This is a genomic window from Streptomyces sp. 12E (genome assembly GCF_055633275.1).
The window spans coordinates 3760114-3782919 of sequence record NZ_JBVNCJ010000001.1 but is presented as its reverse complement, the minus strand read 5'-3'; the positions used below and the strand labels follow the sequence as shown (position 1 = coordinate 3782919).

General features: G+C 73.8%; 24 protein-coding genes. 11 read left to right on the top strand and 13 right to left on the bottom strand.

Going from position 1 to position 22806, the window contains the following annotated elements; genetic code table 11:
- Positions 1 to 3 precede the first annotated feature (3 nt).
- Both ACZ8ZB_RS17625 and ACZ8ZB_RS17620 read right to left on the bottom strand, forming a co-directional pair.
- The gene (locus ACZ8ZB_RS17625; RefSeq protein WP_470738657.1) at positions 4 to 900 is read right to left on the bottom strand and encodes a nucleotidyl cyclase domain-containing protein; all 897 of its coding nucleotides are present in this window, start codon (positions 898 to 900) and stop codon (positions 4 to 6) included.
- Between the two features lie 145 nt (positions 901 to 1045).
- Entirely contained in the window at positions 1046 to 1762 is a 717-nt protein-coding gene (locus ACZ8ZB_RS17620; protein WP_470738656.1) for a Crp/Fnr family transcriptional regulator, read from the bottom strand.
- 614 nt (positions 1763 to 2376) lie between these two features.
- Between ACZ8ZB_RS17620 and ACZ8ZB_RS17615 the strand changes: the two genes are divergently transcribed.
- The 4 genes from ACZ8ZB_RS17615 to ACZ8ZB_RS17600 all read left to right on the top strand — a co-directional run bounded on the left by ACZ8ZB_RS17615 (position 2377) and on the right by ACZ8ZB_RS17600 (position 6707).
- Complete coding sequence (locus ACZ8ZB_RS17615) at positions 2377 to 3150, top strand: polysaccharide deacetylase family protein (RefSeq protein WP_470738655.1); 774 nt, start codon at positions 2377 to 2379, stop codon at positions 3148 to 3150.
- A 684-nt stretch (positions 3151 to 3834) separates the two neighbouring features.
- Positions 3835 to 4038, top strand: a complete 204-nt coding sequence (locus ACZ8ZB_RS17610) for a cold-shock protein (RefSeq protein WP_030819851.1) — start codon at positions 3835 to 3837, stop codon at positions 4036 to 4038.
- 231 nt (positions 4039 to 4269) lie between these two features.
- Positions 4270 to 5778, top strand: coding sequence for a DEAD/DEAH box helicase (locus tag ACZ8ZB_RS17605; RefSeq protein ID WP_470738654.1), 1509 nt, complete (start codon positions 4270 to 4272; stop codon positions 5776 to 5778).
- 578 nt (positions 5779 to 6356) lie between these two features.
- The gene (locus ACZ8ZB_RS17600) at positions 6357 to 6707 is read left to right on the top strand and encodes a MerR family transcriptional regulator (RefSeq protein ID WP_470738653.1); all 351 of its coding nucleotides are present in this window, start codon (positions 6357 to 6359) and stop codon (positions 6705 to 6707) included.
- Positions 6708 to 6782: 75 nt separating this feature from the next.
- Here ACZ8ZB_RS17600 and ACZ8ZB_RS17595 read toward each other — a convergent pair whose 3' ends face one another.
- Positions 6783 to 7982 carry an NAD(P)/FAD-dependent oxidoreductase gene (locus tag ACZ8ZB_RS17595; RefSeq protein ID WP_470738652.1) on the bottom strand — a complete coding sequence of 400 codons (1200 nt, stop codon included), beginning with the start codon at positions 7980 to 7982 and terminating at the stop codon, positions 6783 to 6785.
- A 99-nt stretch (positions 7983 to 8081) separates the two neighbouring features.
- Positions 8082 to 9026, bottom strand: a complete 945-nt coding sequence (gene sigJ, locus ACZ8ZB_RS17590; RefSeq protein WP_470738651.1) for an RNA polymerase sigma factor SigJ — start codon at positions 9024 to 9026, stop codon at positions 8082 to 8084.
- A gap of 128 nt (positions 9027 to 9154) precedes the next feature.
- Between sigJ and ACZ8ZB_RS17585 the strand changes: the two genes are divergently transcribed.
- Positions 9155 to 10378: an acyltransferase family protein gene (locus ACZ8ZB_RS17585; protein WP_470738650.1), complete on the top strand. Its 1224-nt coding sequence runs from the start codon at positions 9155 to 9157 to the stop codon at positions 10376 to 10378.
- A gap of 60 nt (positions 10379 to 10438) precedes the next feature.
- A complete protein-coding gene (locus tag ACZ8ZB_RS17580) occupies positions 10439 to 11401 on the top strand; it encodes a sigma-70 family RNA polymerase sigma factor (protein ID WP_470738649.1) in 963 nt (320 codons plus the stop codon).
- An 18-nt stretch (positions 11402 to 11419) separates the two neighbouring features.
- Here the strand turns inward: ACZ8ZB_RS17580 and ACZ8ZB_RS17575 are convergent, their stop codons facing one another.
- Complete coding sequence (locus tag ACZ8ZB_RS17575) at positions 11420 to 11632, bottom strand: DUF4287 domain-containing protein (protein ID WP_470738648.1); 213 nt, start codon at positions 11630 to 11632, stop codon at positions 11420 to 11422.
- Positions 11633 to 11683: 51 nt separating this feature from the next.
- Positions 11684 to 12352, bottom strand: coding sequence for a DUF998 domain-containing protein (locus ACZ8ZB_RS17570; protein WP_470738647.1), 669 nt, complete (start codon positions 12350 to 12352; stop codon positions 11684 to 11686).
- 287 nt (positions 12353 to 12639) lie between these two features.
- Between ACZ8ZB_RS17570 and ACZ8ZB_RS17565 the strand changes: the two genes are divergently transcribed.
- Positions 12640 to 14217: a CBM35 domain-containing protein gene (locus tag ACZ8ZB_RS17565; protein ID WP_470738646.1), complete on the top strand. Its 1578-nt coding sequence runs from the start codon at positions 12640 to 12642 to the stop codon at positions 14215 to 14217.
- A gap of 57 nt (positions 14218 to 14274) precedes the next feature.
- On the opposite strand, the gene ACZ8ZB_RS17560 is transcribed toward ACZ8ZB_RS17565, so the two are convergent.
- Positions 14275 to 14793 (bottom strand): hypothetical protein, encoded by a 519-nt coding sequence (locus ACZ8ZB_RS17560; RefSeq protein ID WP_470738645.1) that lies wholly within the window; start codon positions 14791 to 14793, stop codon positions 14275 to 14277.
- Positions 14794 to 15042: 249 nt separating this feature from the next.
- On the opposite strand from ACZ8ZB_RS17560, the gene ACZ8ZB_RS17555 reads away from it, so the two are divergent.
- Positions 15043 to 15363 (top strand): antibiotic biosynthesis monooxygenase family protein, encoded by a 321-nt coding sequence (locus tag ACZ8ZB_RS17555; protein ID WP_470738644.1) that lies wholly within the window; start codon positions 15043 to 15045, stop codon positions 15361 to 15363.
- Between the two features lie 232 nt (positions 15364 to 15595).
- On the opposite strand, the gene ACZ8ZB_RS17550 is transcribed toward ACZ8ZB_RS17555, so the two are convergent.
- Both ACZ8ZB_RS17550 and ACZ8ZB_RS17545 read right to left on the bottom strand, forming a co-directional pair.
- Complete coding sequence (locus ACZ8ZB_RS17550) at positions 15596 to 15799, bottom strand: cold-shock protein (RefSeq protein WP_003969786.1); 204 nt, start codon at positions 15797 to 15799, stop codon at positions 15596 to 15598.
- A gap of 240 nt (positions 15800 to 16039) precedes the next feature.
- Entirely contained in the window at positions 16040 to 16420 is a 381-nt protein-coding gene (locus ACZ8ZB_RS17545) for a MerR family transcriptional regulator (protein WP_470738643.1), read from the bottom strand.
- A 538-nt stretch (positions 16421 to 16958) separates the two neighbouring features.
- Between ACZ8ZB_RS17545 and ACZ8ZB_RS17540 the strand changes: the two genes are divergently transcribed.
- Positions 16959 to 17330: a DUF6479 family protein gene (locus ACZ8ZB_RS17540; protein WP_470738642.1), complete on the top strand. Its 372-nt coding sequence runs from the start codon at positions 16959 to 16961 to the stop codon at positions 17328 to 17330.
- 304 nt (positions 17331 to 17634) lie between these two features.
- Here ACZ8ZB_RS17540 and ACZ8ZB_RS17535 read toward each other — a convergent pair whose 3' ends face one another.
- Positions 17635 to 19338, bottom strand: coding sequence for a glycoside hydrolase family 13 protein (locus ACZ8ZB_RS17535; RefSeq protein WP_470738641.1), 1704 nt, complete (start codon positions 19336 to 19338; stop codon positions 17635 to 17637).
- Between the two features lie 295 nt (positions 19339 to 19633).
- Here ACZ8ZB_RS17535 and ACZ8ZB_RS17530 point away from each other — a divergent pair, with 295 nt between their 5' ends.
- Positions 19634 to 20440, top strand: a complete 807-nt coding sequence (locus ACZ8ZB_RS17530; RefSeq protein WP_470738640.1) for a hypothetical protein — start codon at positions 19634 to 19636, stop codon at positions 20438 to 20440.
- 25 nt (positions 20441 to 20465) lie between these two features.
- Here ACZ8ZB_RS17530 and ACZ8ZB_RS17525 read toward each other — a convergent pair whose 3' ends face one another.
- On the bottom strand, positions 20466 to 20675 hold the full coding sequence (locus ACZ8ZB_RS17525) for a 4-oxalocrotonate tautomerase family protein (protein ID WP_470738639.1): 210 nt from the start codon (positions 20673 to 20675) through the stop codon (positions 20466 to 20468).
- 138 nt (positions 20676 to 20813) lie between these two features.
- On the opposite strand from ACZ8ZB_RS17525, the gene ACZ8ZB_RS17520 reads away from it, so the two are divergent.
- On the top strand, positions 20814 to 21674 hold the full coding sequence (locus ACZ8ZB_RS17520) for a helix-turn-helix transcriptional regulator (protein WP_470738638.1): 861 nt from the start codon (positions 20814 to 20816) through the stop codon (positions 21672 to 21674).
- 36 nt (positions 21675 to 21710) lie between these two features.
- Here the strand turns inward: ACZ8ZB_RS17520 and ACZ8ZB_RS17515 are convergent, their stop codons facing one another.
- Both ACZ8ZB_RS17515 and ACZ8ZB_RS17510 read right to left on the bottom strand, forming a co-directional pair.
- Complete coding sequence (locus ACZ8ZB_RS17515) at positions 21711 to 21986, bottom strand: ribosomal protein L7/L12 (RefSeq protein WP_470738637.1); 276 nt, start codon at positions 21984 to 21986, stop codon at positions 21711 to 21713.
- A gap of 27 nt (positions 21987 to 22013) precedes the next feature.
- On the bottom strand, positions 22014 to 22748 hold the full coding sequence (locus ACZ8ZB_RS17510) for a GAF and ANTAR domain-containing protein (protein WP_470738636.1): 735 nt from the start codon (positions 22746 to 22748) through the stop codon (positions 22014 to 22016).
- Positions 22749 to 22806: the final 58 nt, after the last annotated feature.

The following is a 22806-nucleotide window of genomic DNA, read 5'->3' as shown; positions in this document are numbered from 1 at the left end:
GGCTCAGCCCCTCCCCTGCTCCGCGTCGCGGCCGGTGTTCCGGCCGATGTGCACGTTCCCCCGGTACTCGTTGTGGTGGTGGTGGGACACGTCGCCGGCGACGTCGTAGCGCACACCGGGACGGTCGGGCCGGTGACCGTGCGCGCCGGCGGCGTCCTCGGCCCCGTCGCCGTCGTCGGTCCGGGCGGCGTCCGGCCCGGCGGAGGACGGCCCGGCGGAGGACGGCCCGGCGGTGGACGGAGGCCCGGCGGCGGACGGCCCGGCGGCGGACGGCCCGGCGGCGGGGGCCGGCACGGTGTCCGGGATCTTCGGAGCGAGCCGCCCGGGCAGGTGGAACCAGGCGGTGACCTCGCCCTCCTTGAGGGCCAGCCGGGCCGGGGAGTAGTGCGCGGGCTCGATGAACTTGCCGCCACCGCTGACCGCGTCCTCGTACAGGGAGGAGGAGACCACCAGCACGAGGTCGGCCTTCTCGGCGTCGAGCAGTCCGCGGGCGACGGAGGAGTCCGCGAGCCGGCAGGCGAGGTCGACGGCGCGTCCGCTGATGCCCCGGCCGTCGTGCCGGACCGGGCCGACGTTCATGCCGATGCGCAGCCCGAGCGGGACGGCCAGACCGCGGTTCTCGTCCCGCAGCTTCTCGTGCGCCTCGACCAGCCACAGGCCGAGCAGCCGGCTCACCGCGATCCGGCTCGCCACCGACAGCAGGACGCCGTCGCCGCGGTCCTCCATGTGCACGGCGTCCCGCGCCACCCTGGCGTGGGTGAACGCCGTCTCCACCACCCGGTAGATGCGGTCGCGCATCCGCGGCTTGTCGACGTCGTCGTACTCGCCGGAACGTCTGGCATCGACGCTGATCACCAACTCGTAGTGCGCTTCGGTGAGTTCCAGAGCGTCGTGGTTCACCCGTACCCCCCTGTGGGTCCTGTCCGCCTGCCGAAGAGAGCGTTCGTCCTGCCGGAGTGGTGGTTCGTGAGGTGGTCCGTCCCTTCTCAGCATCGGGCCCGGGACGAGGGGCGTCTGTAGCCGTTTACACACGGCGGGGCGGGGGTTACTCCTGATGCCCTTCCGCGAGGAGGGCGAGCAGGGCGGGATCGAGGATCTCCACCATGCGGTTGCCGGTGCGCACGACGTTCTGGGTGCGCAGGAGCCGTAGCGCCTTGGCGACGGCTTCCCTGGTGGCCCCTATCGTGGCGGCCAGTTCGTCCTGGGCCAGCTGGACGACGACGGCCGGGGAGCCGTTCGAGAGGGTCGTGCCGGGCGGGGTGTAGGGGCCGGCGGGTCCGGGGCCCGACAGTTCGGTGAGCCGACCGGCCAGGCGTTGCAGCACGGTGAGCGAGGCGAGCGCGGAGCGTTCCTGGTCGGCGCTGCGGAGCCGGAAGGTGAGCTGGCGCATCACCAGACCGCCGACCCGGGGATGCAGGGCGAGGAAGCGGCGGAACGCGTCCCCGGATATGACCTGGGCCTCCGCGGCGCCCAGGGCGCGCACGGTCGCGCTCCGCGGATGCAGGTCCAACGCGGCCATCTCACCGAGCAGTTCGCCCGGGCCGCGCAGCCCGAGTATCAGCCGGGTGGCCCCGCGGTCCGTCGCCACGGACACGGTCACCCACCCTCGGATCATGATCGCGACGTGGCTGGATCGTTCCCCTTCCGTCAGGAGATGGGCGTCGGCCGGATAGCGCTTCCGGTTCCCGAGGGCCATCACGCTCTCGCGCTCCTGGGCGGTCAGCGCTTGCGCGAACGCCGTCCCGTTGCCGAGCAGCCCCATCGCCGGCCCCCCGCCGCAGTCCGGACACCTCGATATCTGATCGGGTGTCGATGGTGACAGAACGCGATTCCGCGGCCGTACGGATCACGCCATACCGGCGGTACCGGTGGGTAGTCACGGAACGCCAGGCAGGGCGCCCTTCCTCCCCGCGCCCCGTCACCCCTCGGCCGCCGGCGCCCGCCACGGTCCGCCCCCTCCCCGCCCGCGTCCGGGAGGACGACCGCGAGGTCAGGCGCGTCACCCGAACACGGAGCCGCCGCTACCCAGGGCACCGGCCCACTGACGGAGAGTTGGCGCGAACTCGGGTTTGCGCTGTGGAAGTGGTGACACGGACGTGTGAGGACGAGGTGATGACGGACCGGGACGGCGCATCGACGCACGCGCGCCGCCGACTCCCTTGCCACGCAGGCGAGTCCGTCTTCCGTCACCCGCTCCACGGTGGACCCCGGGCCGACGGCCCGGCACTCCGCCCGGGCGTCCGTCGAGTTGTCCGCGAACCTCCCCGGCATTGTCCGTGATCGGTAACGGACGCATCCCGCGGCCACCGCCCCCCGTCCTGACAAGTGGCCGGGGTGACCGGGGAACGACGGCGACTACGCGAGGGCGGGGCGGACATGGCACGGCACGGTGGCGGGCGCGGCTGGTACGGCAAGGTGGTCGGGGCGGCGCTCGGGGTGACGGTGCTGGCCGTCGGCGCCTCGGTGTGGACCGCGCAGGCCGGAGTGGTGAACGACCCGTCGCCGAAGGCGACCGCGACCGCCACGCCGGGCGGTGACGTCGAGCCGGTCGAGGCGACCATCGTGCACGCCTCGGACCAGGGGGCGCGCGGCGTCAACATCACCATCGACGACGGTCCCGACCCCGCGTGGACCCCCCAGGTCCTCGACCTGCTGCGCGAGTACGGGGTGAAGGCCACGTTCTGCGTGACGGGGACGCAGGCGCAGGCCCACCCGGACCTCGTGAAGGAGGTGGTCGCGGCCGGGCACCGGCTGTGCGACCACTCGGTGTCCCACGACACCACCATGGACAGGAAGTCCGAGGCCTACCAGAAGAAGGAGATCCTCGACGCCGAACGCATGATCACCGAGGCGTCCGGGGGCGTACGGCCGATGTACTACCGGGCGCCCGGCGGGGCCTTCACCCCCTACAGCCGCGAGCTGGCCGCCTCCCGGGGCATGCGCCCGCTGGGCTGGAACGTGGACACCAAGGACTTCGAGCAGCCGGGCGCCGACGCCATCGTCGCCACCGTCGAGCGGGAGATCGCCAACGGGCCGACGATCCTCTTCCACGACGCGGGGGGCGACCGCGCGCAGACCGTCGACGCCCTGCGCCGCGTCCTGCCCTGGCTCGAGGAGCAGGGCTACTCCTTCGGCTTCCCGGTGCGCTGAGCACCCGGGACCGGTCCGTCACGGGCGGCCGGGGACGCGGTGCTCCCAGCCGGCGGCGCGCCACCGGGCGGGATCGAGGGCGCGGCGGCCGTCGACGATGCGGCGGTGGTTCACGACCGCGCCCATGGCCTCCGGGGCGCCCCGGAGGAACTCCTTCCACTCCTCCCTCGGTGTTCGACGGGATTAGGCCCTCACACGGAGCCCCTCGTCGTCCTTTCGACACCCGCGCACCGTCCGGACCGGCACGCGCCCGCCTCCGCGGCGTCTTCGCGGCGACCGCGCCCCCGGCCGGCGCACCGGTGCGGGGGTGTGACCTTCGTCGCGGCGGCGGGGGCTCGGCGCGTTCGCCGTCGGGCGGTCCGCCGGCGGGGGTGAGGGGGACGGATCCGCCGTCGACGGAGGTCACAGGGGTGCGGCCGGAAGCGCGCGACCGGAAGCCCGCGCTCCGCGGAGAGCAATATCTGTGTCCGCGACAGGAGAAACGGGTACGGGGCGCGACACGTATTCCCCGGCCGCCGGCCGGACCGGAATTATCGGCCGTGCGGGGCCGATCCCACCGTGCTACCGTCGTTACCAGTTGCAGGTGTGGTTGCCAGAAGGTTCATTTCCGACGGGTTAATCATCACGGCGACACGGAATTCACACAAGGTGAATTACCGATACCGCCTCCGAAGGAGAAATGACATGGCTACCGGCACCGTGAAGTGGTTCAACGCGGAAAAGGGCTTCGGCTTCATCGAGCAGGACGGCGGCGGCCCCGACGTCTTCGCCCACTACTCGAACATCGTCGCCCAGGGCTTCCGTGAGCTGCAGGAAGGCCAGAAGGTGTCGTTCGACATCGCGCAGGGCCAGAAGGGCCCGACGGCCGAGAACATCGTTCCCGCCTGACACGGCGACGACGCACACTCCGCGGCTGGGGCCCGCACCTCTGGGTGCGGGCCCCGGCTCGCGCGCATTTCCGGGCGCGCGACGGAAAGACTCCACCACGTCACCGACCGGTGGCGCCTTCCCCGTCGGCCCGACGCCGCCCCCACCGAATTCGGCTCGTCTCGAGATTCTCTGCGCCGCCCATGTGCTGCGGGAATTCCTTGGTACGCGCCCCATCAAGGAAGGTCCCGCATGAAGCGTGCCCGCACGTCCCGCACCCCTGACCGCTCCGGAGGAGGCTCCGGCGCCCCCCGCTCCGGCGCCCCCCGCTCCGGTGGCCCGCGCCGCTCCAGGGGCCAGGGAAGCCGGCAGGCCGGACGGCCCGCCCCGCAGGGCGAGTTCGCGCCGCCGAAGACGATCACACCCGCGCTGCCCGCCGCCGAGTCGTTCGCCGACCTCGACATGCCCGCACGGCTGCTGGCCACGCTCGGCGACGAAGGCGTGACCGTACCGTTCCCGATCCAGGCGGCGACGCTGCCGAACTCCCTGGCCGGCCGTGACGTGCTCGGCCGCGGCCGCACGGGCTCGGGCAAGACCCTCGCCTTCGGCCTCGCCGTACTGGCCCGCACGGCGGGCCGGCGCGCCGAGCCGCGACGGCCGCTCGCCCTCGTCCTCGTCCCCACCCGCGAGCTCGCCCAGCAGGTCACCGACGCGCTCACCCCGTACGCCCGCTCCGTGGGCCTGCGGCCGGTCACCGTCGTCGGCGGGATGTCCATCGGCAGGCAGGCCGGTGCGCTGCGCGCCGGGGCCGAGCTGGTCGTCGCGACGCCCGGACGGCTCAAGGACCTGATCGAGCGGGGCGACTGCCTGCTGGACGACGTCGGCATCACGGTCCTCGACGAGGCCGACCAGATGGCCGACATGGGGTTCATGCCCCAGGTCACCGCCCTGCTCGACCAGGTGCGCCCCGACGGTCAGCGGATGCTCTTCTCGGCCACCCTGGACCGCAACGTCGACCGGCTGGTGCGGAACTACCTGCACGACCCCGTCGTGCACTCGGTCGACCCCTCCGCCGGCGCCGTCACCACCATGGAGCACCACATACTCCACGTGCACGATGCGGACAAGCACCGGACGACCACCGAGATCGCGGCGCGGGACGGCCGAGTGATCATGTTCCTCGACACCAAGCACGCGGTGAACCGGCTGACCAAGCACCTCCTGAGCAGCGGTGTCCGCGCCGCGGCCCTGCACGGCGGGAAGTCCCAGCCGCAGCGCACCCGGACCCTGGCCCAGTTCAAGAGCGGGGAGGTGACGGTGCTGGTGGCGACCAACGTGGCGGCGCGCGGGATCCACGTCGACAACCTCGACCTGGTCGTCAACGTGGACCCGCCCACCGACCACAAGGACTACCTGCACCGCGGCGGCCGTACGGCCCGCGCCGGGGAGTCCGGCAGCGTGGTCACCCTGGTGACCCCCGACCAGCGCCGCGACATGACCCGGCTGATGGCCTCGGCGGGCATCACCCCCCGGGTCACCCAGGTCCGGTCGGGCGAGGAGGAGCTGAGCCGCATCACGGGCGCCCAGGCCCCCTCCGGCGTCCCGGTCGTCATCGCCGCGCCGCCCGTGGAACGTCCCCGCGGCACGTCGTCCCCCTCCCGCGGCCGCCGGGGCCGCCGGGGCCGCGCCGGCCAGGGCCGGCCCGGCGGTGAAGGGGGCCGCAGGACCCAGCGGCGGCCCGACTTCGGCCCGGCCGCCTAGGACCGCCGGGGGCGCCTCCCTCCGGGAGGCGTGAGCCGCCGGAGAAGACACGAGGGCCCTGCCGACACACGTCGGCAGGGCCCTCGTCGTCGTGTGCGCGCCGCCGCCCCGCCGTCCCCGGCGCATGCTCCCCGCTGCCACTGGCCACAGGCTGTCTGCGGCACCGGCACACCAAAATCTGTCTTTGTCAGAGTAGACATTGCGACGCGATGTGGTTAGTCTTCTTCTTGTCGACACGGTCCAGTGAGACCCGGCAGACACGAACTGCCGGGAAGCAGTACCGCAGTACCGCAGTACCCGTTCATCAAGTGGTCGGTTCGGAGGAAGGACGGAGGAGCAGACGCCATCAGGATCGCCCGGCGCCGAGTGATTTTCGGTCCGGGTACCGCAGGACCCCGGAACGGATGGTGGTCTTTGGTCACGCAACCGCGATCCCCGCACCCCCGCCCCCACCGGGCCGGGTAGCGGAAACAGAAGGTCGGCAGAGCATGAGGGCCGACCGATGGTGTTGAATTTCCTTCGGGGCCCTGGTGCCGTACGGCACCAGGGCCCCTCGACGCGTTGTACGAAGAGGTGACATGCCGGCAGACACTCCACTCAGCGATCGTCTGGACGACGACGACTACCCCGCCTACACCATGGGCCGGGCCGCCGAGATGCTCGGCACCACCCCTGGCTTCCTCCGGGCCATCGGCGAGGCCCGGCTGATCACTCCGCTGCGCTCGGAGGGCGGACACCGCCGGTACTCCCGCTACCAGCTGCGGATCGCCGCCCGCGCCCGCGAGCTCGTCGACCGGGGGACTCCGATCGAGGCGGCCTGCCGCATCGTCATCCTCGAGGACCAGCTCGAGGAGGCCCAGCGCATCAACGCCGAATACCGCCGCGCCGCGGACGAGGCGTCCCGCGGCGCCGGCCCCGGTTCGGACTGACCACGTGGACGCGGGCCGGCCGGCGCACGACGGACGCCGTCCCCGGCCGTTCCCCGTCGCGCGGCCGGGCGCGCGTCAGGCCGCGGCCCTGGCCGCCGGGTCCTGGACGGCCGGTTCGCGGACCACGCCGCGGCGGCGGGCCGGGATGCCGAGGGTCGGGTTGGCCACACCCCAGGCCGCGCCCTTGCAGACCAGTTCCTTGTAGAGGGCGGCGAGGCGTCCGGTCAGGGCCGCGTCGACGGCGCGGTCGTCGGCGGTGACGTACTGGATCAGGCCCTCCCTGCGGCCCAGCGAGATGCACTGGTTGAAGTAGCGCAGCGGCGTGCGGGGGAGCTTGCCGCCGGTCAGACGGGCCGCGATGGCGTCGGCGGCCTGCCAGGCGGTGGGGACGCCCGAGGCGCACGACATCCGCAGCGGCTTGTCGCCGGGGCCCGCCACCAGGGCCGCGTCGCCGATGGCGTACACGTCCGGGTGCGAGACCGAGCGCATGGTGCCGTCGACCACGATCCGGCCGTCGTCGCCGGTCTTCAGGGTGGTGGCCCCCGCGATCGGGTGGACGGCGAAGCCGGTGGTCCACAGGGTGACCGCGGCCGGGAGGGAACGGCCGTCGGCGAGGATGACGTGGTCGGCCCCGACGGCGGTGACGGACGCCCGCTCGTGCACGGTGACGCCGAGCCCGCCGAAGACCTTGCGCAGGTGCCCGCGGCCCTTGGCGGAGAGCCAGTCGCCGAGGTCGCCCCGGACGGCGAGGGAGACGTCGAGGTCCGGGCGGGACTCGGCGATCTCGGACGCGGCCTCCAGACCGGTGAGCCCGCCGCCCACCACGACCACGGACCGCCCCGCGTCCAGGCCCGCCAGGCGCTCGCGCAGCCGGAGGGCCCCGGGACGACCGGCGATCTCGTGGGCGTGTTCGGCGGCGCCGGGCACGCCCTGGGGGTTCCAGCCGCTGCCGAGGGCGTACACGAGGGTGTCGTACGTCAGTCGCCCGGTTCCCCCGGTGCCGTCGGTGACGGTGACCGTCCCGCGGTCGGCGTCCACGGCCGTCACCCTCGCCTGCCGCGGTTCCACGCCGGTGCCCGCGAACATCTCGCCGAAGGGGCGGGGCCTGAGCTCCTGGCCCACCGCGAGCTGGTGCATCCGGACGCGCTCGACGAAGTCGGGCTCGGCGTCGACGAGGGTGATGGCGACGTCTTCCCGGCGCAGCCGCCTGGCCAGGCGGCCGGCCGCGACGGCTCCGGCGTATCCGGCTCCGAGGACGATGATGCGGTGCTGCATTTCCCTGCTCCTGTCGTCGGCTCTTCACGGGTCGCCCCTTGAACCGGGCGGCCCGCCGTTTCCTGACAGGAGAAGGGTGTGACGTGAGTCACATTATGCTCAGAAGGCGACGAGCAGGGGGTCGCCGTGGTCAGCGGAGGCCCAGAGCCGGGTCGCGCGCTCCAGCTTGTCGGGGTTCACCTGGTTGCGGATCGCGGTGATGCCCTCGGCGGTGACCGCGAAGCACATGATGCCGACGACCCGGCCGTCGAGGACCGCCACGAGGGCGGGGTCGCCGTTGGCGGTCGTGACGTGGATGCCGGGCGAGCCGCCCAGGACGGCGCGCTTGGCCTTGCCCGGCTTGAACAGGCCCCGGATGAACGTCGCGACCGCGAGCGCGCCCTCGAACGCCTTGGCACGAGCCGGTACCTTCCCGCCACCGTCGCCGACCGCGACGGCGTCCTGGGTGAGCAGCCGCACCAGCGGTTCGGTCCGGCCGCTGGTGGCGGCGGCGAGGAACTCGTCGACGACCCGCCGGGCGGCGGCCCCGTCGATCTCGGTGCGCGCCTTGCCGTCCATGACGTGCTTCCTGGCCCGGTGGAAGATCTGCTGGCTGGCGGCCTCGGTGAGGCCGAGGATCGCGGCGATCTCCCGGTGCGGGTAGTCGAACGCCTCCCGCAGCACGTACACCGCCCGCTCGTTGGGGGTGAGGCGTTCCAGCAGGGTGAGGACGGCGTACGAGACCGACTCGCGCTGTTCGGCGGTGTCGGCGGGGCCGAGCATCCGGTCGCCGGCGAGCAACGGCTCGGGGAGCCACTCGCCCACGTAGGTCTCGCGCCGGGCGCGGGCCGAGGTGAGCTGGTTGAGGCACAGACGGGTGAGCACCTTCGTCAGCCAGGCCTCGGGGACCTCGATGCGGCCGGTGTCGGCGGCCTGCCAGCGCAGGAAGGTCTCCTGCACCGCGTCCTCGGCCTCGCTCGCGGAGCCGAGGAGGCGGTAGCCGATGGCCTCGAGACGCGGTCGGAGGGCCTCGAAGCGATCCACGTCCCGCACGCTCAGCGCCATACCCCGGATCGTAGCCCCCACCGGGCGACCGGGCCGTCCGGATGGGCGCACGCAGGCATGCGTCCGTGGTTTCTGGACAGGCGCACCGGGTTACCCCAGTAGTCGGCAGGCGGGAAGCGATCTCGTTCATGGCTCAGCAAGCGGGCTCGGCGACAGCGGAGGATTCCGGACTCGACACGGGAAAGGCGGGGCACCCCGGCTCCGGCAGACCCGCCCCACCGGGAGGGCGGGGCTTCCCGTCCGCGGTGGCGCGCAGCGGCCGGGTGGGCGGCCTGGACGGGCTGCGGACGGTGGCGGTCGCCCTGGTGCTCGTCTACCACGTGGCGCCGGACGCGCTGCCGGGCGGCTCGGTCGCCGTGGACGTCTTCTTCACCATCAGCGGCTTCGTCATCACCCGGCTGCTGCTCGCCGAGTACGCCCGCACCGGCGGCGTCGCCCTGCTCCCCTTCTACCGGCGGCGCTGGCTGCGGCTCGTCCCCGCGCTGCTGGCCGTGTGCGCGGTCTGCGCGGTCCTGTCGGTGACCACCCCGCTGTGGGGCTTCGACGACTCCCTGCCGGCGGCGGGCCTGTCGGCGCTGTTCCTCGTCAACATCGTCCGGGCCACGGAGTCCGGGCCGTACAGCGACCTGATGGGGCCGCTCGCGCACACCTGGTCGCTGGGGGTGGAGGAGCAGTTCTACCTGCTCTGGCCGCTCGCCCTGCTGGTGCTGCTGCGGTACACCCGGGCGCGCACGGTGCTGCTCTGCACGGCGGCCCTGTGCGCGCTGCCCGTGCTGTGGCGCTGCGCCCTGTGGCAGCCGGACGCGGCCCACCGCATCTACAACGGCACCGACACCCGCGCCGACCAGCTGCTGGCCGGCGCCCTCGTCGCCGTGGTCCTGGCGCGGCTGCGCGCCGACGATCCCCGGCTGGCCGTGCTGCGGGCCTGGGCGGGCCGGCTGGCCTGGCCGGCGCTGGGCCTGCTGGCGCTGGCGGCCTGGCGGATGCCGGTGACCGCCGACGCCGGCCCGTGGACGGCCGTCTGGTACACCGCCGGGTTCCTGTGCGTGGCGGTGCTCTCCGCCGTCCTGGTCGCGGCGCTCGAACTGCGCCCCGGGGGCGGTCTCTCCCGGCTGCTCTCGCTCACGCCGCTGACCTGGGTGGGCCGCAACCTGAGCTACGGCGTCTACCTGTGGCACTACCCCGTCGTACGGCTGCTGGCCTCCCTCGGCATGAAGGACGGACTCCTGCCGGCCACGGCCGTGCTGACCCTCCTGATGGCCCTGCTGTCGTACCACGTCGTCGAGGCGCCGTTCCTGCGCCGGGCCCGGCGCCCCGCACCGGGAACCGCGGCCCCGCAGCCCGCGGCCTAGGGTTGCGGCAGGTCCGGGGACGCGGCCCCGGACCGTGGTCTTCCGAGGGAGGGGTGCCGCATGGGGGGCGCCGGGCCGAAGACGGCGACGGAGCGGCTCGAGGGCTTCCGGGGCGAGCTGACCGGCTACTGCTACCGGATGCTGGGATCGTTCGCCGAGGCCGAGGACGCCGTGCAGGAGACGCTCGTCCGGGCCTGGCGGGGCCTCGAGCGCTTCGAGGGCCGGTCGGCGCTGCGGTCGTGGGTGTACCGCATCGCCACCCGCGTCTGCCTGGACGCCCTCGCCTCGGGCAGGCGCCGGGCGCTGCCGATGGACCTCTCCGGTCCGGCCGACGGCGCCGCGCCGCCGGGGCCTCCGGCGGACTCCGTCCTCTGGATCGAGCCCTGCCCCGGCGGCGACCCCGGGACGGAGGTGGCGGTCGGCGAGTCGGTGCGGCTGGCGTTCGTCGCCTCGCTCCAGCACCTGCCGCCCAAGCAGCGGGCCACGCTCCTCCTGCGGGACGTCCTGGGTTTCTCCGCCCGCGAGGTCGCCGAGCTGCACGGCTCCACCGTCGCCTCGGTCAACAGCGCGCTGCAGCGGGCCCGCGCCACGCTGGCCGCCCGCCGCGAGAACGCCGGCGGGCAGGCCGACCGGCCGTCCGACGCCGTGCGGCTGCTGGCCGAGCGGTACGCCACGGCCTTCTCCCGCTACGACATGGAGGAGCTGAACATGCTCCTCCACGTCGACGCCACCCTGTGCCTGCCGCCGTACACCCACTGGATGCGCGGGGTCCCGGACATCCAGGCCTGGCTGACCGGGCCGGCGGTCGGGTGCCGGGGCTCCCGCCTGGTCCCGACGGTGGCCAACGGCTCCCCCGCGTTCGGCCAGTACCGCCCCCGGGCGGACCGGACCGGCTACGAGCCCTGGGCCCTCCAGGTCGTCGAGTTCTCCGGCGACCGCGTCACGGGCATCACGGCCTTCCGTGACACCGAGCGGCTCTTTCCGCTCTTCGGCCTGCCGGACCGCGTCGGCGAGGAGGCCTGACGCGCCGCCCGCGCCCGGTCACCTGCCGCTGTCCTCGGCCAGCGTGTGGGCGACCAGGGCGTTGGCGTGGCCGTGGCCCAGTCCGTGGTCGGCCTTGAGCCAGTCGACGAGCTCCATGTGCCTGGTGAGCGGGGAGGAGCGGATGAGCTCCTTCCACTCGGCGACAGGCCGGCCGTACTTCTTCTCGATGGAGGGGAAGTAGCCGGCAGGGCCCTTCACCGCGTCGGTCATGAGGTGCTCCCTTGTCGTGTCGGGCGGAACGTGAGGGGGTGCGGCGGCCGGCTAGCGGTCCGCCGGGGCGGTGGTCAGCCGGACCGTCAGGGCAGTCAGCCAGAGCAGGCCGAGGCCCGCGCCCGCGGTGAACGCCAGGACGGAGGCGGCGGAGGCTGCGAATCCGGCGAGCACCGCGACGGGCGCGAGGCGGGAGGCGACGGCCCAGCCGCGGTGGCCGCGGTCGGCGAGCGGGCGGGCCAGGACGACGAACGCGGCGCACAGGGCGAGGTAGCCGGCCATCCCGGCGGCCATGTGGACGGCTCCGTGCCCGCTCAGCGTGGCCGTGTCGGGGGAACCGGCGGGGAAGCCCGCGCCGGCGTCCGCGGGGAAGGCCGCGGCGGCCCAGAACGAGACGCCGCACACCCCGACGAGGAGAGGGCCCCCGGTCGCGCCCGCGCCGTCGCCCAGCACCCGGCGCAGACCGGCCGCCCCGGCGACGAGTAAGGCCCCGGCGACCAGGAAGTTCACCGTCTGGATCCAGCCCGCCCCGCCGAGGGCGAGCTGGCTGATCGCGTGCCGGGTGAAGTCGAAGCCCTCCCGTGCCGAGCCCTGGGCGAGACCGGCCGCGAGGAACAGCGGGCCCGCCAGCACGCCGCCGGCCACGGTCCACCGTGCCGTCGGACGCGACGTGGGCGAGGCGGGGGCGAGGGGGCGGGATGCGCCGAGCGTGTGGGTCATGGCCAGGCCTTCCTTGTGTCGGTGGTGTGGTGTGTACGACCGGCTGCAGGGGGAGGAGTCATCGCTCGGCCCGATGTGTTACGCGTCACAAAGGCTCGGGACGACACCGGCCGGGCGGGGCGCGACACCGCCGCCCGGTTGTCCATGGATGTGAATTCGGTTCATCGTCGAAGCTATTGACGTGCTCACGGCAGGCCCTTACTTTCCCGGAAAGCGCTTTCTCCGTTCACGGACCCGAACTCGTCGATGAGCTCGCCCCCCCACCCGACCGAACCTGGAGACGAACGATGCACGTGAGACCCGCCCTCGCCTGTGCCGGCCTGCTGGCCGGCGCACTCGTCACCCTGTCCGGCAGCCCCGCGCAGGCCGCGACCGTCCGCTACGAGGCCGAGGGGTCCTCGGCGGTCTGCACCGGCGCCGTCGAGACCGAATGGTCCGGATACTCCGGCAGCGGCTTCTGCAACGGCGCCAACGGCACCGGCGGCTACGTCCAGTTCACCGTGAGCGCCCCCGCCGCCGGGACGGCGACGCTCCGGGTGCGCTTCGCCAACGGCGGCGGCGGCGCACGGGCCGCGAACATCGTGGTGAACGGCAGCACGGTCGCGTCCGCCTCCTTCGAGGCCACCGGCGCCTGGACGGGCTGGACGACGAAGACGTTCACCGTGCCGGTGCGGTCGGGCGACAACACCGTGCGGCTCAGCCCGACGTCGTCCGCCGGACTGCCCAACGTCGACTACCTCGAGGTGGAGACGGGCGGCGGCACGACCACCCCGCCGCCCGCCTCCGCGCTCTACGTGGCGCCGGGCGGCAGCGCCGGCGCGTCCGGCACCCAGTCCGACCCGACGACGCTCGCCTCCGCGATCGGCCGCATCACCCCCGGCGGCACGATCTACCTGCGCGGCGGCACGTACCACCACTCCCAGACGGTCACCGTCCCCGCGGGCAACGACGGCACCCCGGGCGACCGTACGGAGCTCGTCGCCTACCCGGGCGAGACACCCGTACTGAACTTCTCGGCGCAGAGCGAGAGTCCGTCGAACCGCGGACTCGCCGTGAACGGGTCGTACTGGCACGTCAAGGGGATCGTCGTCGAACGCGCCGGGGACAACGGCATCTTCGTCGGCGGCAGCAACAACGTCTTCGAGCGCACGGTGACCCGCTACAACCGCGACACCGGGCTCCAGCTCTCCCGGGCGGCCTCCGACACGCCCCGCGACCAGTGGCCGTCGAACAACCTCGTCCTGAGCGCGGAGTCGCACGACAACGCCGACTCCGACGGCGAGGACGCCGACGGCTTCGCCGCCAAGCTCACCTCGGGACCCGGCAACGTCTTCCGCTACGCCGTCGCCCACAACAACATCGACGACGGCTGGGACCTCTACACCAAGGACGACACGGGCGCGATCGGCGCGGTCACCATCGAGGACTCCCTCGCCTACGAGAACGGCACCCTCAGCAACGGCGGCCAGGCCGGCAACGGCGACCGCAACGGCTACAAGCTCGGCGGCGAGGACATCGAGGTCGACCACGTCATCCGGCGCAGCATCGCCTACGACAACGGCAAGCACGGGTTCACGTACAACAGCAACCCGGGCTCGATGACCGTCTCCGACAACGTCAGCATCGACAACGCCCAGCGCAACTTCAACTTCGACGGCGGCAGTTCGGTGTTCCGCGACAACACCTCGTGCCGCAGCGGAAGCGGCTCCAACGACAGGACCATCGGCAGCGTCGACGGCTCGAACCAGTTCTGGTCCGGCTCCAACGGCTCCCGGTGCGCCGACTACTCCGGCGCGCTGGACTGGTCGTTCGCCTCGGACGGCCGTCTGGTCGTCGGCTTCGGCGGCAACACGGTGACCCCGTAGGGAAGTCGGGCGGTGGCCGGCTCCCGGTTCCTCCGGGGGCCGGCCGCTTCCCGTCTCCTACGGGGTCAGGCCGATCTCCGCGCAGTCCGCCGCGTACGCCCCGGCGCAGATGTCCTCGACGGTGCGGACACCTTCCTGGACCACCGTGGCCTCGATGTTCTCCCTCGTGAGGGCGACCACCGGGACCAGCAGCGCCGGGATGTCCTTGTGCGTCGGGCCGTCGACCACGTCCCGCGCCAGGGCGTCGGACTGGATCGACCTCTCCCGCACCTTGGCCACCGCCATGTCCGCGGCCCCCGTCGCCTCCGGCGGGAACGGCTCGTACACCGTCATGTGCTGCGTGCCGGCCACGATCCGCCGCACCGCCGCCAGGTCGGCGTCCTGACCGGTCACCGGGCCCACCGCCCCGTCGGACACCCGCACGGACGGCGCCACCGCCTCCGGCCCGGCGGCGCCGTCGCGGCCGCGTACGGCCTCCCCGGACCCCTTCTCCCGCTCCGGTGCGCGCGCGGACACGGGACCGGGCCCGGCGCCGGAGACGGGGCCGGCCCCGGAGTCCGCGTCGGCTTCCGGCACCGGCACGGCCACCCCGCCGGCGTCGCCGCCCCCGGCCCCCGGCAGCGGCGACGGAACCGGCGGCACCGGCCGGGGAGACGGCCCCCGGTCTCCCCCTCCGCGCCCTCCACGCCGCCGGCGGAGCCGGACTCCCCTCCCGGCTCTGCCTCCTGGTGATCCGCCTCGGCTGCCCTCCCTGCCGGGACGACGCGCCCGCACGGGCCCGGCCCCGCCACGCGTCCCGGGCCGGCCCTGCGGAACAATCGGGACATGAGCATCGTCAAGATCAACGTACTCACGGTCCCGGCGGAGCAGCGCGAGACGCTGGAGCAGCGGTTCGCCGCGCGGGCGGGGGCCGTGGAGGGTTCGGACGGGTTCGAGTGGTTCGAGCTGCTGCGTCCGGTGGAAGGCACCGACACCTACCTCGTCTACACCCGCTGGCGGAGCGAGGAGGACTTCCAGCGCTGGATGTCCGGCCGCGCCCAGGAGGCCCACGGCGGGGCCCCGGGTGAGAAGCCCCGGCCGGCCGCCACGGACGCCACGCTGTGGTCCTTCGAGGTGGTCCAGCAGGCCGGGCCCGAGCAGAGCTGACGCCGGGTTCGCCGTCCCGGCCCACGCGCGGCCGCGCCGCCGGGCTTCCCGTCCGACGGTGTGCGCCGCCGTGTTTCACCCGGACCGCCCACACCTCGGTCGCTCTTCCGGCGGACCGCGGTGATCGGCACGGTCGCGTCGGTCCCGCGGAAAAGCGGGTGGAGAGGCCGGAAAACAAAGAGCGGGGCCCGCACCGAAGTGCGGGCCCCGCTCCTGAATCCCTGCGCCTGGATCAGGCGGGGACGATGTTCTCCGCCTGCGGGCCCTTCTGGCCCTGCGTGACGTCGAAGCTCACCTTCTGGCCTTCCTGGAGCTCACGGAAGCCGGAGGTGGCGATGTTCGAGTAGTGGGCGAACACGTCGGCGCCGCCGCCGTCCTGCTCGATGAAGCCGAAGCCCTTTTCCGAGTTGAACCACTTCACCGTACCGGTGGCCATATCAATTCTCCTGAGACAGTGCTGGGACTCGCACTTTACGAATCCCTTCATCGTCGCGATGATCACCTGCCCGGAGACCCGGTAGCAAACTGGCAACCACAACTGCAACTGGCGTCAGCCTAGCACGAGAGAAGTCAACGGCAAGCGAGGAAAATCACTGGAATAAAACACCGCCAGGTGTTTAGGGAATGAGATTTCGTTCGACGAGTGCGGAAATCCTGTTTCGGCGGGAACAGATTTTCATCGGCCTCCGCGGGCCGCCCCCGCGCCCCGTCGGCGCAGCTCCTCGTTGACGTGTTCGACCCGTTCCAGCTGGTCCTCGAGGCTGACGATGCGGCACGCGGCGTCGACCGGTGTGCCCTGGTCGACCAGTTCGCGGGCCCTGGCGGCCAGCCTCAGCTGGTGGCGCGAGTAGCGGCGGTGGCCGCCTCCCGAGCGCGTCGGGGTGATCAGCCGCGCCTCGCCCAGGGCGCGGAGAAAAGCGGGTGTGGCTCCGACCAGTTCGGCGGCCCTGCCCATGGTGTAGGCCGGGAAATGGTCGTCGTCGAGCGGGTCGGCGACGGGGGGCCGGCCCTGGTCCGGCTGCCGGCCGTCGGCGTACGGCTGACTTTCCGAAGGCATACGCACCTTTCCGCGGACCACGGTGGGCACGGTCCGCCACGGGGACGGGCTCCCCACGGGGAACTCTAGTCGGCCCGGCGGAAAAACTGCCGTGGCGACGGCAGATGTCCTGCGCACGTCCCGCGATGGACTCCGTACGGCGGTCACGCCCCGTCCGGGCGCGCGGTACGAGCCGGCGTCACCGAGGGCGGGGCGGGCGGGTGAGGCGCCGGCGGAGCGCCGCGTCGGCCCCCGCCCGGCGAAGACCGCGCGGGTCACCTCCGCCGGCCCGGCCCCGGTCGTACCGGGGCGCGGGAACGGCGGAGGGCGGGGGAACGCTTCCGGGGGGCCGCCGACGTCGGCGGCAGGGCCGCGGAGGCGGGAAGGCCGGGGCCGGGCCCCGAGCTGCACACGTGGGGACGCGACGGCCCGTCCCGGCCTTCCTCTGGCCGCAATCTGTCACGCCGCCGGGGTGGCCGCCCGCCGGGGCGGGCCAGGAGCATGACGAGGTCCGACATTCCGGGCGCTTTATCTCATTTCTTCATCCATACTCGACAACATGAACACGGCAACGTATGTAGTCCTGGCCTCCACCACGCACCGGTGGGCCGTCTTCGCGGCCTTCATCGGCGGGCTGGTCGTGGCCGGCGCGCTGATCTGGGCCGTACGGCTCGGCATGCGGTACATGGACCGTGAGGAGCCCCGCCCCGCCGCGGAGGACCAGCCGAGGCTGCCGGACGGCGGCGCGGTCCGCGAGATGCGGGAGATACGGGAGCCGGACGAGATGCCGGACATGTCGAGGACCGGCTCACGGCTCATGCCCTACGAGCTCCACCACTCCGCGACCAGAACGGGCAGGGACCAGCAGCGCAAGCGCTGGCTGCCCGGATCCAGCGGCGGCTTCGGCAGCGGAGGCCCCGGGCACGTGTGACCTCACCGTGCCGGGGCGACGCCCCCCACGGTGATCCGGACCCGCTCGCTCGACGCGCCGACGCCGTTCAGCGCGGCGGCCGCCGTCCTGCCGGGCCTGTTCCTCACCGGCGGGCTCCCCGTACGGCCGTCACGGACGCCCCGGAGCCGGTGCCGCCGGTGCGCCCGTGCGGGCCGTCCGCACGGGAGGGCCGTACGGGTGACCGGACGGCCCTCCCGTGGCTGTCGCCTCCGGTCGTTCCCCCTCGTCCCCCGTTCCCGTCCGGCCCCGTCCCGGACCCGGCGGGCCGGGGCCGGTGTCCGGGTCAGCGGCCGAGCCAGGCCGTGGTGTCCGGGCCGAGCCGGCCGTCCTCCAGCGGTGCGCTGGTCAACAGGACCTCGCCCGCCGGGAGGGAGACCGGGCCGGGGGACAGGTTGGTCACACAGCGCCAGCCGTCGCCGCGGTCGAACTGCAGGACCCCTGCCGGGGTCTCCTCCGCCCAGTTCAGCGTCTCGCCGTCGATCAGCTTGCGGCGCAGCCGCAGGGCCGTGCGGTACAGCTCCAGGGTCGAGCCCTCGGCCCCGTCCTGCGCCTCGACGGCGTACGCGGCGAAGGACGGCGGCTGCGGCAGCCAGGCACCGGCCGCCCCGAAGCCGTACGACGGACCGGCCGTCGTCCACGGCAGCGGCACCCGGCACCCGTCGCGGCCCTTGCGGACGTGCCCCGTCTGTTCCCAGATCGGGTCCTGGAGGACCTCGGTGGGCAGGTCGGCGACCTCGGGCAGGCCGAGCTCCTCGCCCTGGTAGAGGTAGGCCGAGCCGGGGAGCGCCAGCATCAGCAGGGTGGCGGCGCGGGCCCGGCGCAGCCCGGCGTCCGGGTCGACGGCGGGGGCGCGGCCGCCGGACAGCAGCCAGGCGTTCTCGTCCGTGTCCGGCGGCAGCACCAGGCGGGAGGCGTGCCGGACGACGTCGTGGTTGGAGAGCACCCAGGTCGCCGAGGCGCCGGCGGCGTGCGCGGTCCGCAGCGATCCGGTGATGACCTGCCGCAGCTCCTCCGCGTCCCACGCGGCCTGCAGGTACTCGAAGTTGAAGGCCTGGCCCAGTTCGTCCGGACGGGCGTACAGGGCGCGCCTGGCCCCGGGGACCCAGGCCTCGGCGACGGCCATGCGGGGCGGGGAGTAGGCGTCGAGGACCTTGCGCCAGTCGCGGTAGATCTCGTGCACCTCGTCCCGGTCGTAGAAGGGGTGGGTGCCGGGCGGGAAGTCGGCGAGGGCGGCCTCACCGCCCGAGGCGTGGTCGCCGAGGTCGCGCAGCGGCTCGTCGAGGTCCTTGACGAGGGCGTGCGCCACGTCGATCCGGAATCCGTCCACGCCCCGGTCGGCCCAGAACCGCAGGGTGGCGCGGGCGTCGTCGCGGACCTCCTGGTTCCCCCAGTTGAGGTCGGGCTGCTCGGCGGCGAACAGGTGCAGGTACCACTGTCCGTCCGGCACCCGCTGCCAGGCGCTGCCGCCGAACACGGACTGCCAGTCGGTGGGCGGCAGCTCGCCCCGCTCCCCCTTGCCGTCGCGGAAGACGTAGCGGTCGCGGGCCGGGGAGCCGGGCCCGGCGCGCAGCGCCTCCTGGAACCAGACGTGCTGGTGGGAGGTGTGGTTGGGGACGATGTCGACGATCACCTTCAGGCCGAGCCGGTGGGCCTCGGCGACGAGCGCGGCGAAGTCGTCGAGGGTGCCGAGGCGGGGGTCGACGTCGCGCGGGTCGGCGACGTCGTAGCCGCCGTCGGCGAGCTCGGAGGGGTAGAAGGGGCTCATCCACAGGGCGTCGACGCCCAGCGCGGCGAGGTGGGTGAGGCGCCGGGTGATGCCGCGCAGGTCACCGAGTCCGTCGCCGTCGGCGTCGGCGAAGCTGCGGGGGTAGATCTGGTAGACGACGGCCTGCCGCCACCAGTCGGGGTCCCTGGAGGAGAGGTCGGGCGTGGCGTCGGGGGCGGGGTGCGGCGGCCTGGTGCCGGGCGTGGGGGTGCGGTCGGTCACGCGGTCTCCTCTGGGTGCGTGCGGGTACCTGCGGAGAATCTCTGCAGAACACCGTAAAAGCGAACTCACCGACAGCGTGGAGCCATTCCCTGCAGGTGTGGCGTACGGCACTTTCACCCCCGTTTGCCGCAGCCGAACCGGCGATCGGGCGCCCAGGGGGACGGGGGCGTGCGAGCCGTTCTCCCTCCGTGCCGCTCACCCGGACGGCCCTCCTCGCTGGTGGGGCGAGAAAGGGGGTGGTGCCGTAGGAGCACGTCCGCTCGTGGACGGCCCGGTTCCCCCAGGAGGCACCTCGATGACCCATGCCCCGGCCGCCGCCCGCACCCTCCTCGTCTCCGCGCTGACGGCGACGGCCCTGCTGACCGCGGCGGCGTGCGTGGCCGGCGACCGGGAGGTGCCGCGCGCGCTGCCCGAGGGCGTGTCCGAGCCCCCGGCCGCCTCCGCGTCCCCCGCCTCGCCCGCCGCGAAGCGGCCCTCGCCCGGCCCGTCGGAGCTGAGCGAGGAGCAGCTGCGGGAGGCGCTGATCACGGAGACGGACCTGGGGGAGCCGTGGACGGCGAGCCAGGGCGCGGCGACCTGGCGGGACGGGATGCTCAAGGCGAAGGCGGAGGACGCCGACTGCCACCGGCTGCTCGACGTCCTCTACACGGAGGAGCTGTTCGGCCCGCCGGCCGGGCCGAGCGCCACCACCACGCTCGACGATGCCTACGACGACTCCCAGCTGCGCTACCAGGTCGCCGCGCACCCGCCCGCCGACGTGGACCGCGTCCTGGACTGGTTGAGGACGCTGCCCGGGACGTGCGCGCGGTTCGAGGCGACGGCCACCCGGGCCGGCGCCCAGCGCGTCGAGGTGACGGAACTCCCGCTCCCGGAGGCCGGCGACGCGCGGGCGGGACTGCGGGTGACGATGACCGGGGAGGCGTCCGACGGCGTCCCGACCCACCTCACCGTGAACCTCGCGGCGGTCCGCGTCGGCGAGGACACGATCACCCTCACCAACGGCGGCCTCGGCGCGGTGCTCCCCGAGGTCGCCCAGGCGATGGTCCAGCTCGGCGCGGACCGCCTGGCGGACGTCGGCCGGCAGGCGCGGGTACGGGTCTGAGGGCCGGGCCCCTCCCGGCGGCGGGTCAGGCGTCGCCGTTCAGCACGGCGGCGGTCAGGACGTCGCCGGCCACGCCCCAGCCGCCGTCGGCGACTTCGTCGACGAGGACGACGGTGGTGGGCCGGGCCCGCTCACCGTAGATCTCCGCGTACAGGTCGGTGGTGCGCTCGACGATCTTCCTCTTGTCCTCGGCGGTGAGGGTTCCCGCGGGGACCTTGAAGTGGGCGAAAGGCATGGGTGCTGCTCCCTTGTGATCCGGGGCGACGTGCTCGTGGACGCCGGGTGACGTCCTCCACGATGCGCGCCGCCGGCCCGCGGAACCAGGGGACGTCATCCCCTGTGCCGGCTGCCCGGCCGGACGGACCATGGGGGAATGGGTTCTGTGAGACACAGCGAGCTGGGCGCCTTCCTGCGGTCACGGCGGGAGCGGATCCGCCCGTCCGACGTCGGACTGCCCGCCGGGCCCCGGCGCCGGGTGCCCGGGTTGCGCCGTGACGAGGTAGCGCAGCTCGCCGGGGCGTCGGTGGACTACTACAACGAACTCGAGCGCGGAGCCGGCTCCCAGCCGTCGGAGCAGATGCTCGCCGCGCTGGCCAGGGCGCTGCGCCTGACCGCCGACGAGCGCGATCACCTCTACCACCTGGCGAACCGCCCGGTGCCGGTGCAGGGCGGGGCCGCCTCGCACGTGCACCCCGGGATGCTCGACCTGCTCACCCGTCTGACCTCCACACCGGCGCAGGTGGTCACCGACCTGCACGTCACCCTGGTGCAGAATCCGCTCGCGGTGGCGCTGCTCGGGGACCACTCCGGCTTCCGGGGCGCCCGGGCCAGCTTCGTCCACCGGTGGTTCACCGAGCCCGGCGCCCGGCGGCTGTATCCGCGGGCCGATCACCCGGCCCAGTCCCGCGCCTTCGTCGCCGACCTGCGCGCGGCCGCGGCCCGGCGGGACGCGAAGGACGCGGAGGCGCGTTCGCTGATCGGTGCGCTGCTCGACGGCTCCGCCGAGTTCGCCGCCCTGTGGGCCGAGCACGACGTGGCGTTCCGCCGGGAGGACCGCAAGCGCATCGTCCACCCCGCCCTCGGCGTGGTCGAGGTCAACTGCCTCAACCTGTTCAGCGAGGACGGCCGGCAGCGGCTCCTCTGGTTCACCCCGGCGGTCGGCACCGACAGCGCCGAACTGCTCCGCCTCCTGTCGGTCATCGGCACCCAGGACCTCCCCGAGGCGGTCCGCTGAGCGGCCGCCGCCTCCCGGGGCCCGCGGACCGGCGGTTCAGGTCAGGCGCTCCACCGCCTGCTTGGCCTCGGCCAGGCCCGCGCCCGTGGTCTCGCGGTACAGCTTGATCGCCTGGATCTTCTTCCCCCGGCGCACGAGGGCGAGGATCTCGTCCCTTCCCGGAACCTCCTCGTGGATGCCCAAGTGCCGCATCACCGCGTCGAGTTTGCGCTCGACGCGGGCGGCACGGCGGTCGGCGCGGGAGAGGTGGCCCTGGATCGTCATGACGCCGAGGATCACGACGCAGGTGAGGAAGAGGATGGCTGTGTCCATGACCGTCAAGGGTAGACAGTCGCGCGCTCAGGGCGTGTCGAAGCGACGGCGGTGGGCGACCACGTCCAGGGCGACCTCCAGGGCCGTGCGGTCGTGGGCGAAGGCGTCGGCGCGCAGGCGGGCCAGGGCCTCGTCGGCGCCGACGCCCAGCTGGGCCATGATCATGCCGACGGCCTGGTGGACGCGGTCGTGGTCGGCGGCCAGTCCGCTGAGCCAGGGCTCGTCGCCGCCCTGGAGGTCGTACGGCAGGTCCACCAGTGCCGCCGTCATGACGCCGGCGACGAGCCGGGCCACCCGCAGCTGGCCGTCGGTGAGTCCGCCGGGGGTGTCGCGGTACAGGTCGAGGGTGCCGACGCAGACGGCGCCGCTGCCGAGGGGGAGCCCGTACACGGCGCGTACGCCGGCGCCGATCGCCTGCTGGGCGAAGACGGGCCAGCGGCCGGCACAGCCGGCGGCGGCGAGGTCGCCGGCGAGGACCGGCTCGCCGGCCGCCAGGACGTGGTGGCAGGGGCCGTCGCCCAGGGTGGCCTGGAGCTGGGCGAGACGCGCGGCCCGCGGACCGGAGGCGCCGAGGTGGACGGGCATGCCGTCGCCGCGCAGCGACACGCTCGCGCCGTCCACCGGCAGCAGCGCGACGGCCACCGCGCACAGCCGTCCCGGAACGGCGGCCGGCTCGACGTCGCGCAGTCCCGCGGCGATCGCGCCGAGCACCTGCTCGTCCTCCCGGCCCGGATCGCCCTCGGGGCCGTCCCTGGGCCGCACGCCCCTCGCCTCCTTCGGCCGTCCTGTCCGGAAACGAGCCCCGACTACCCGGCCCGCC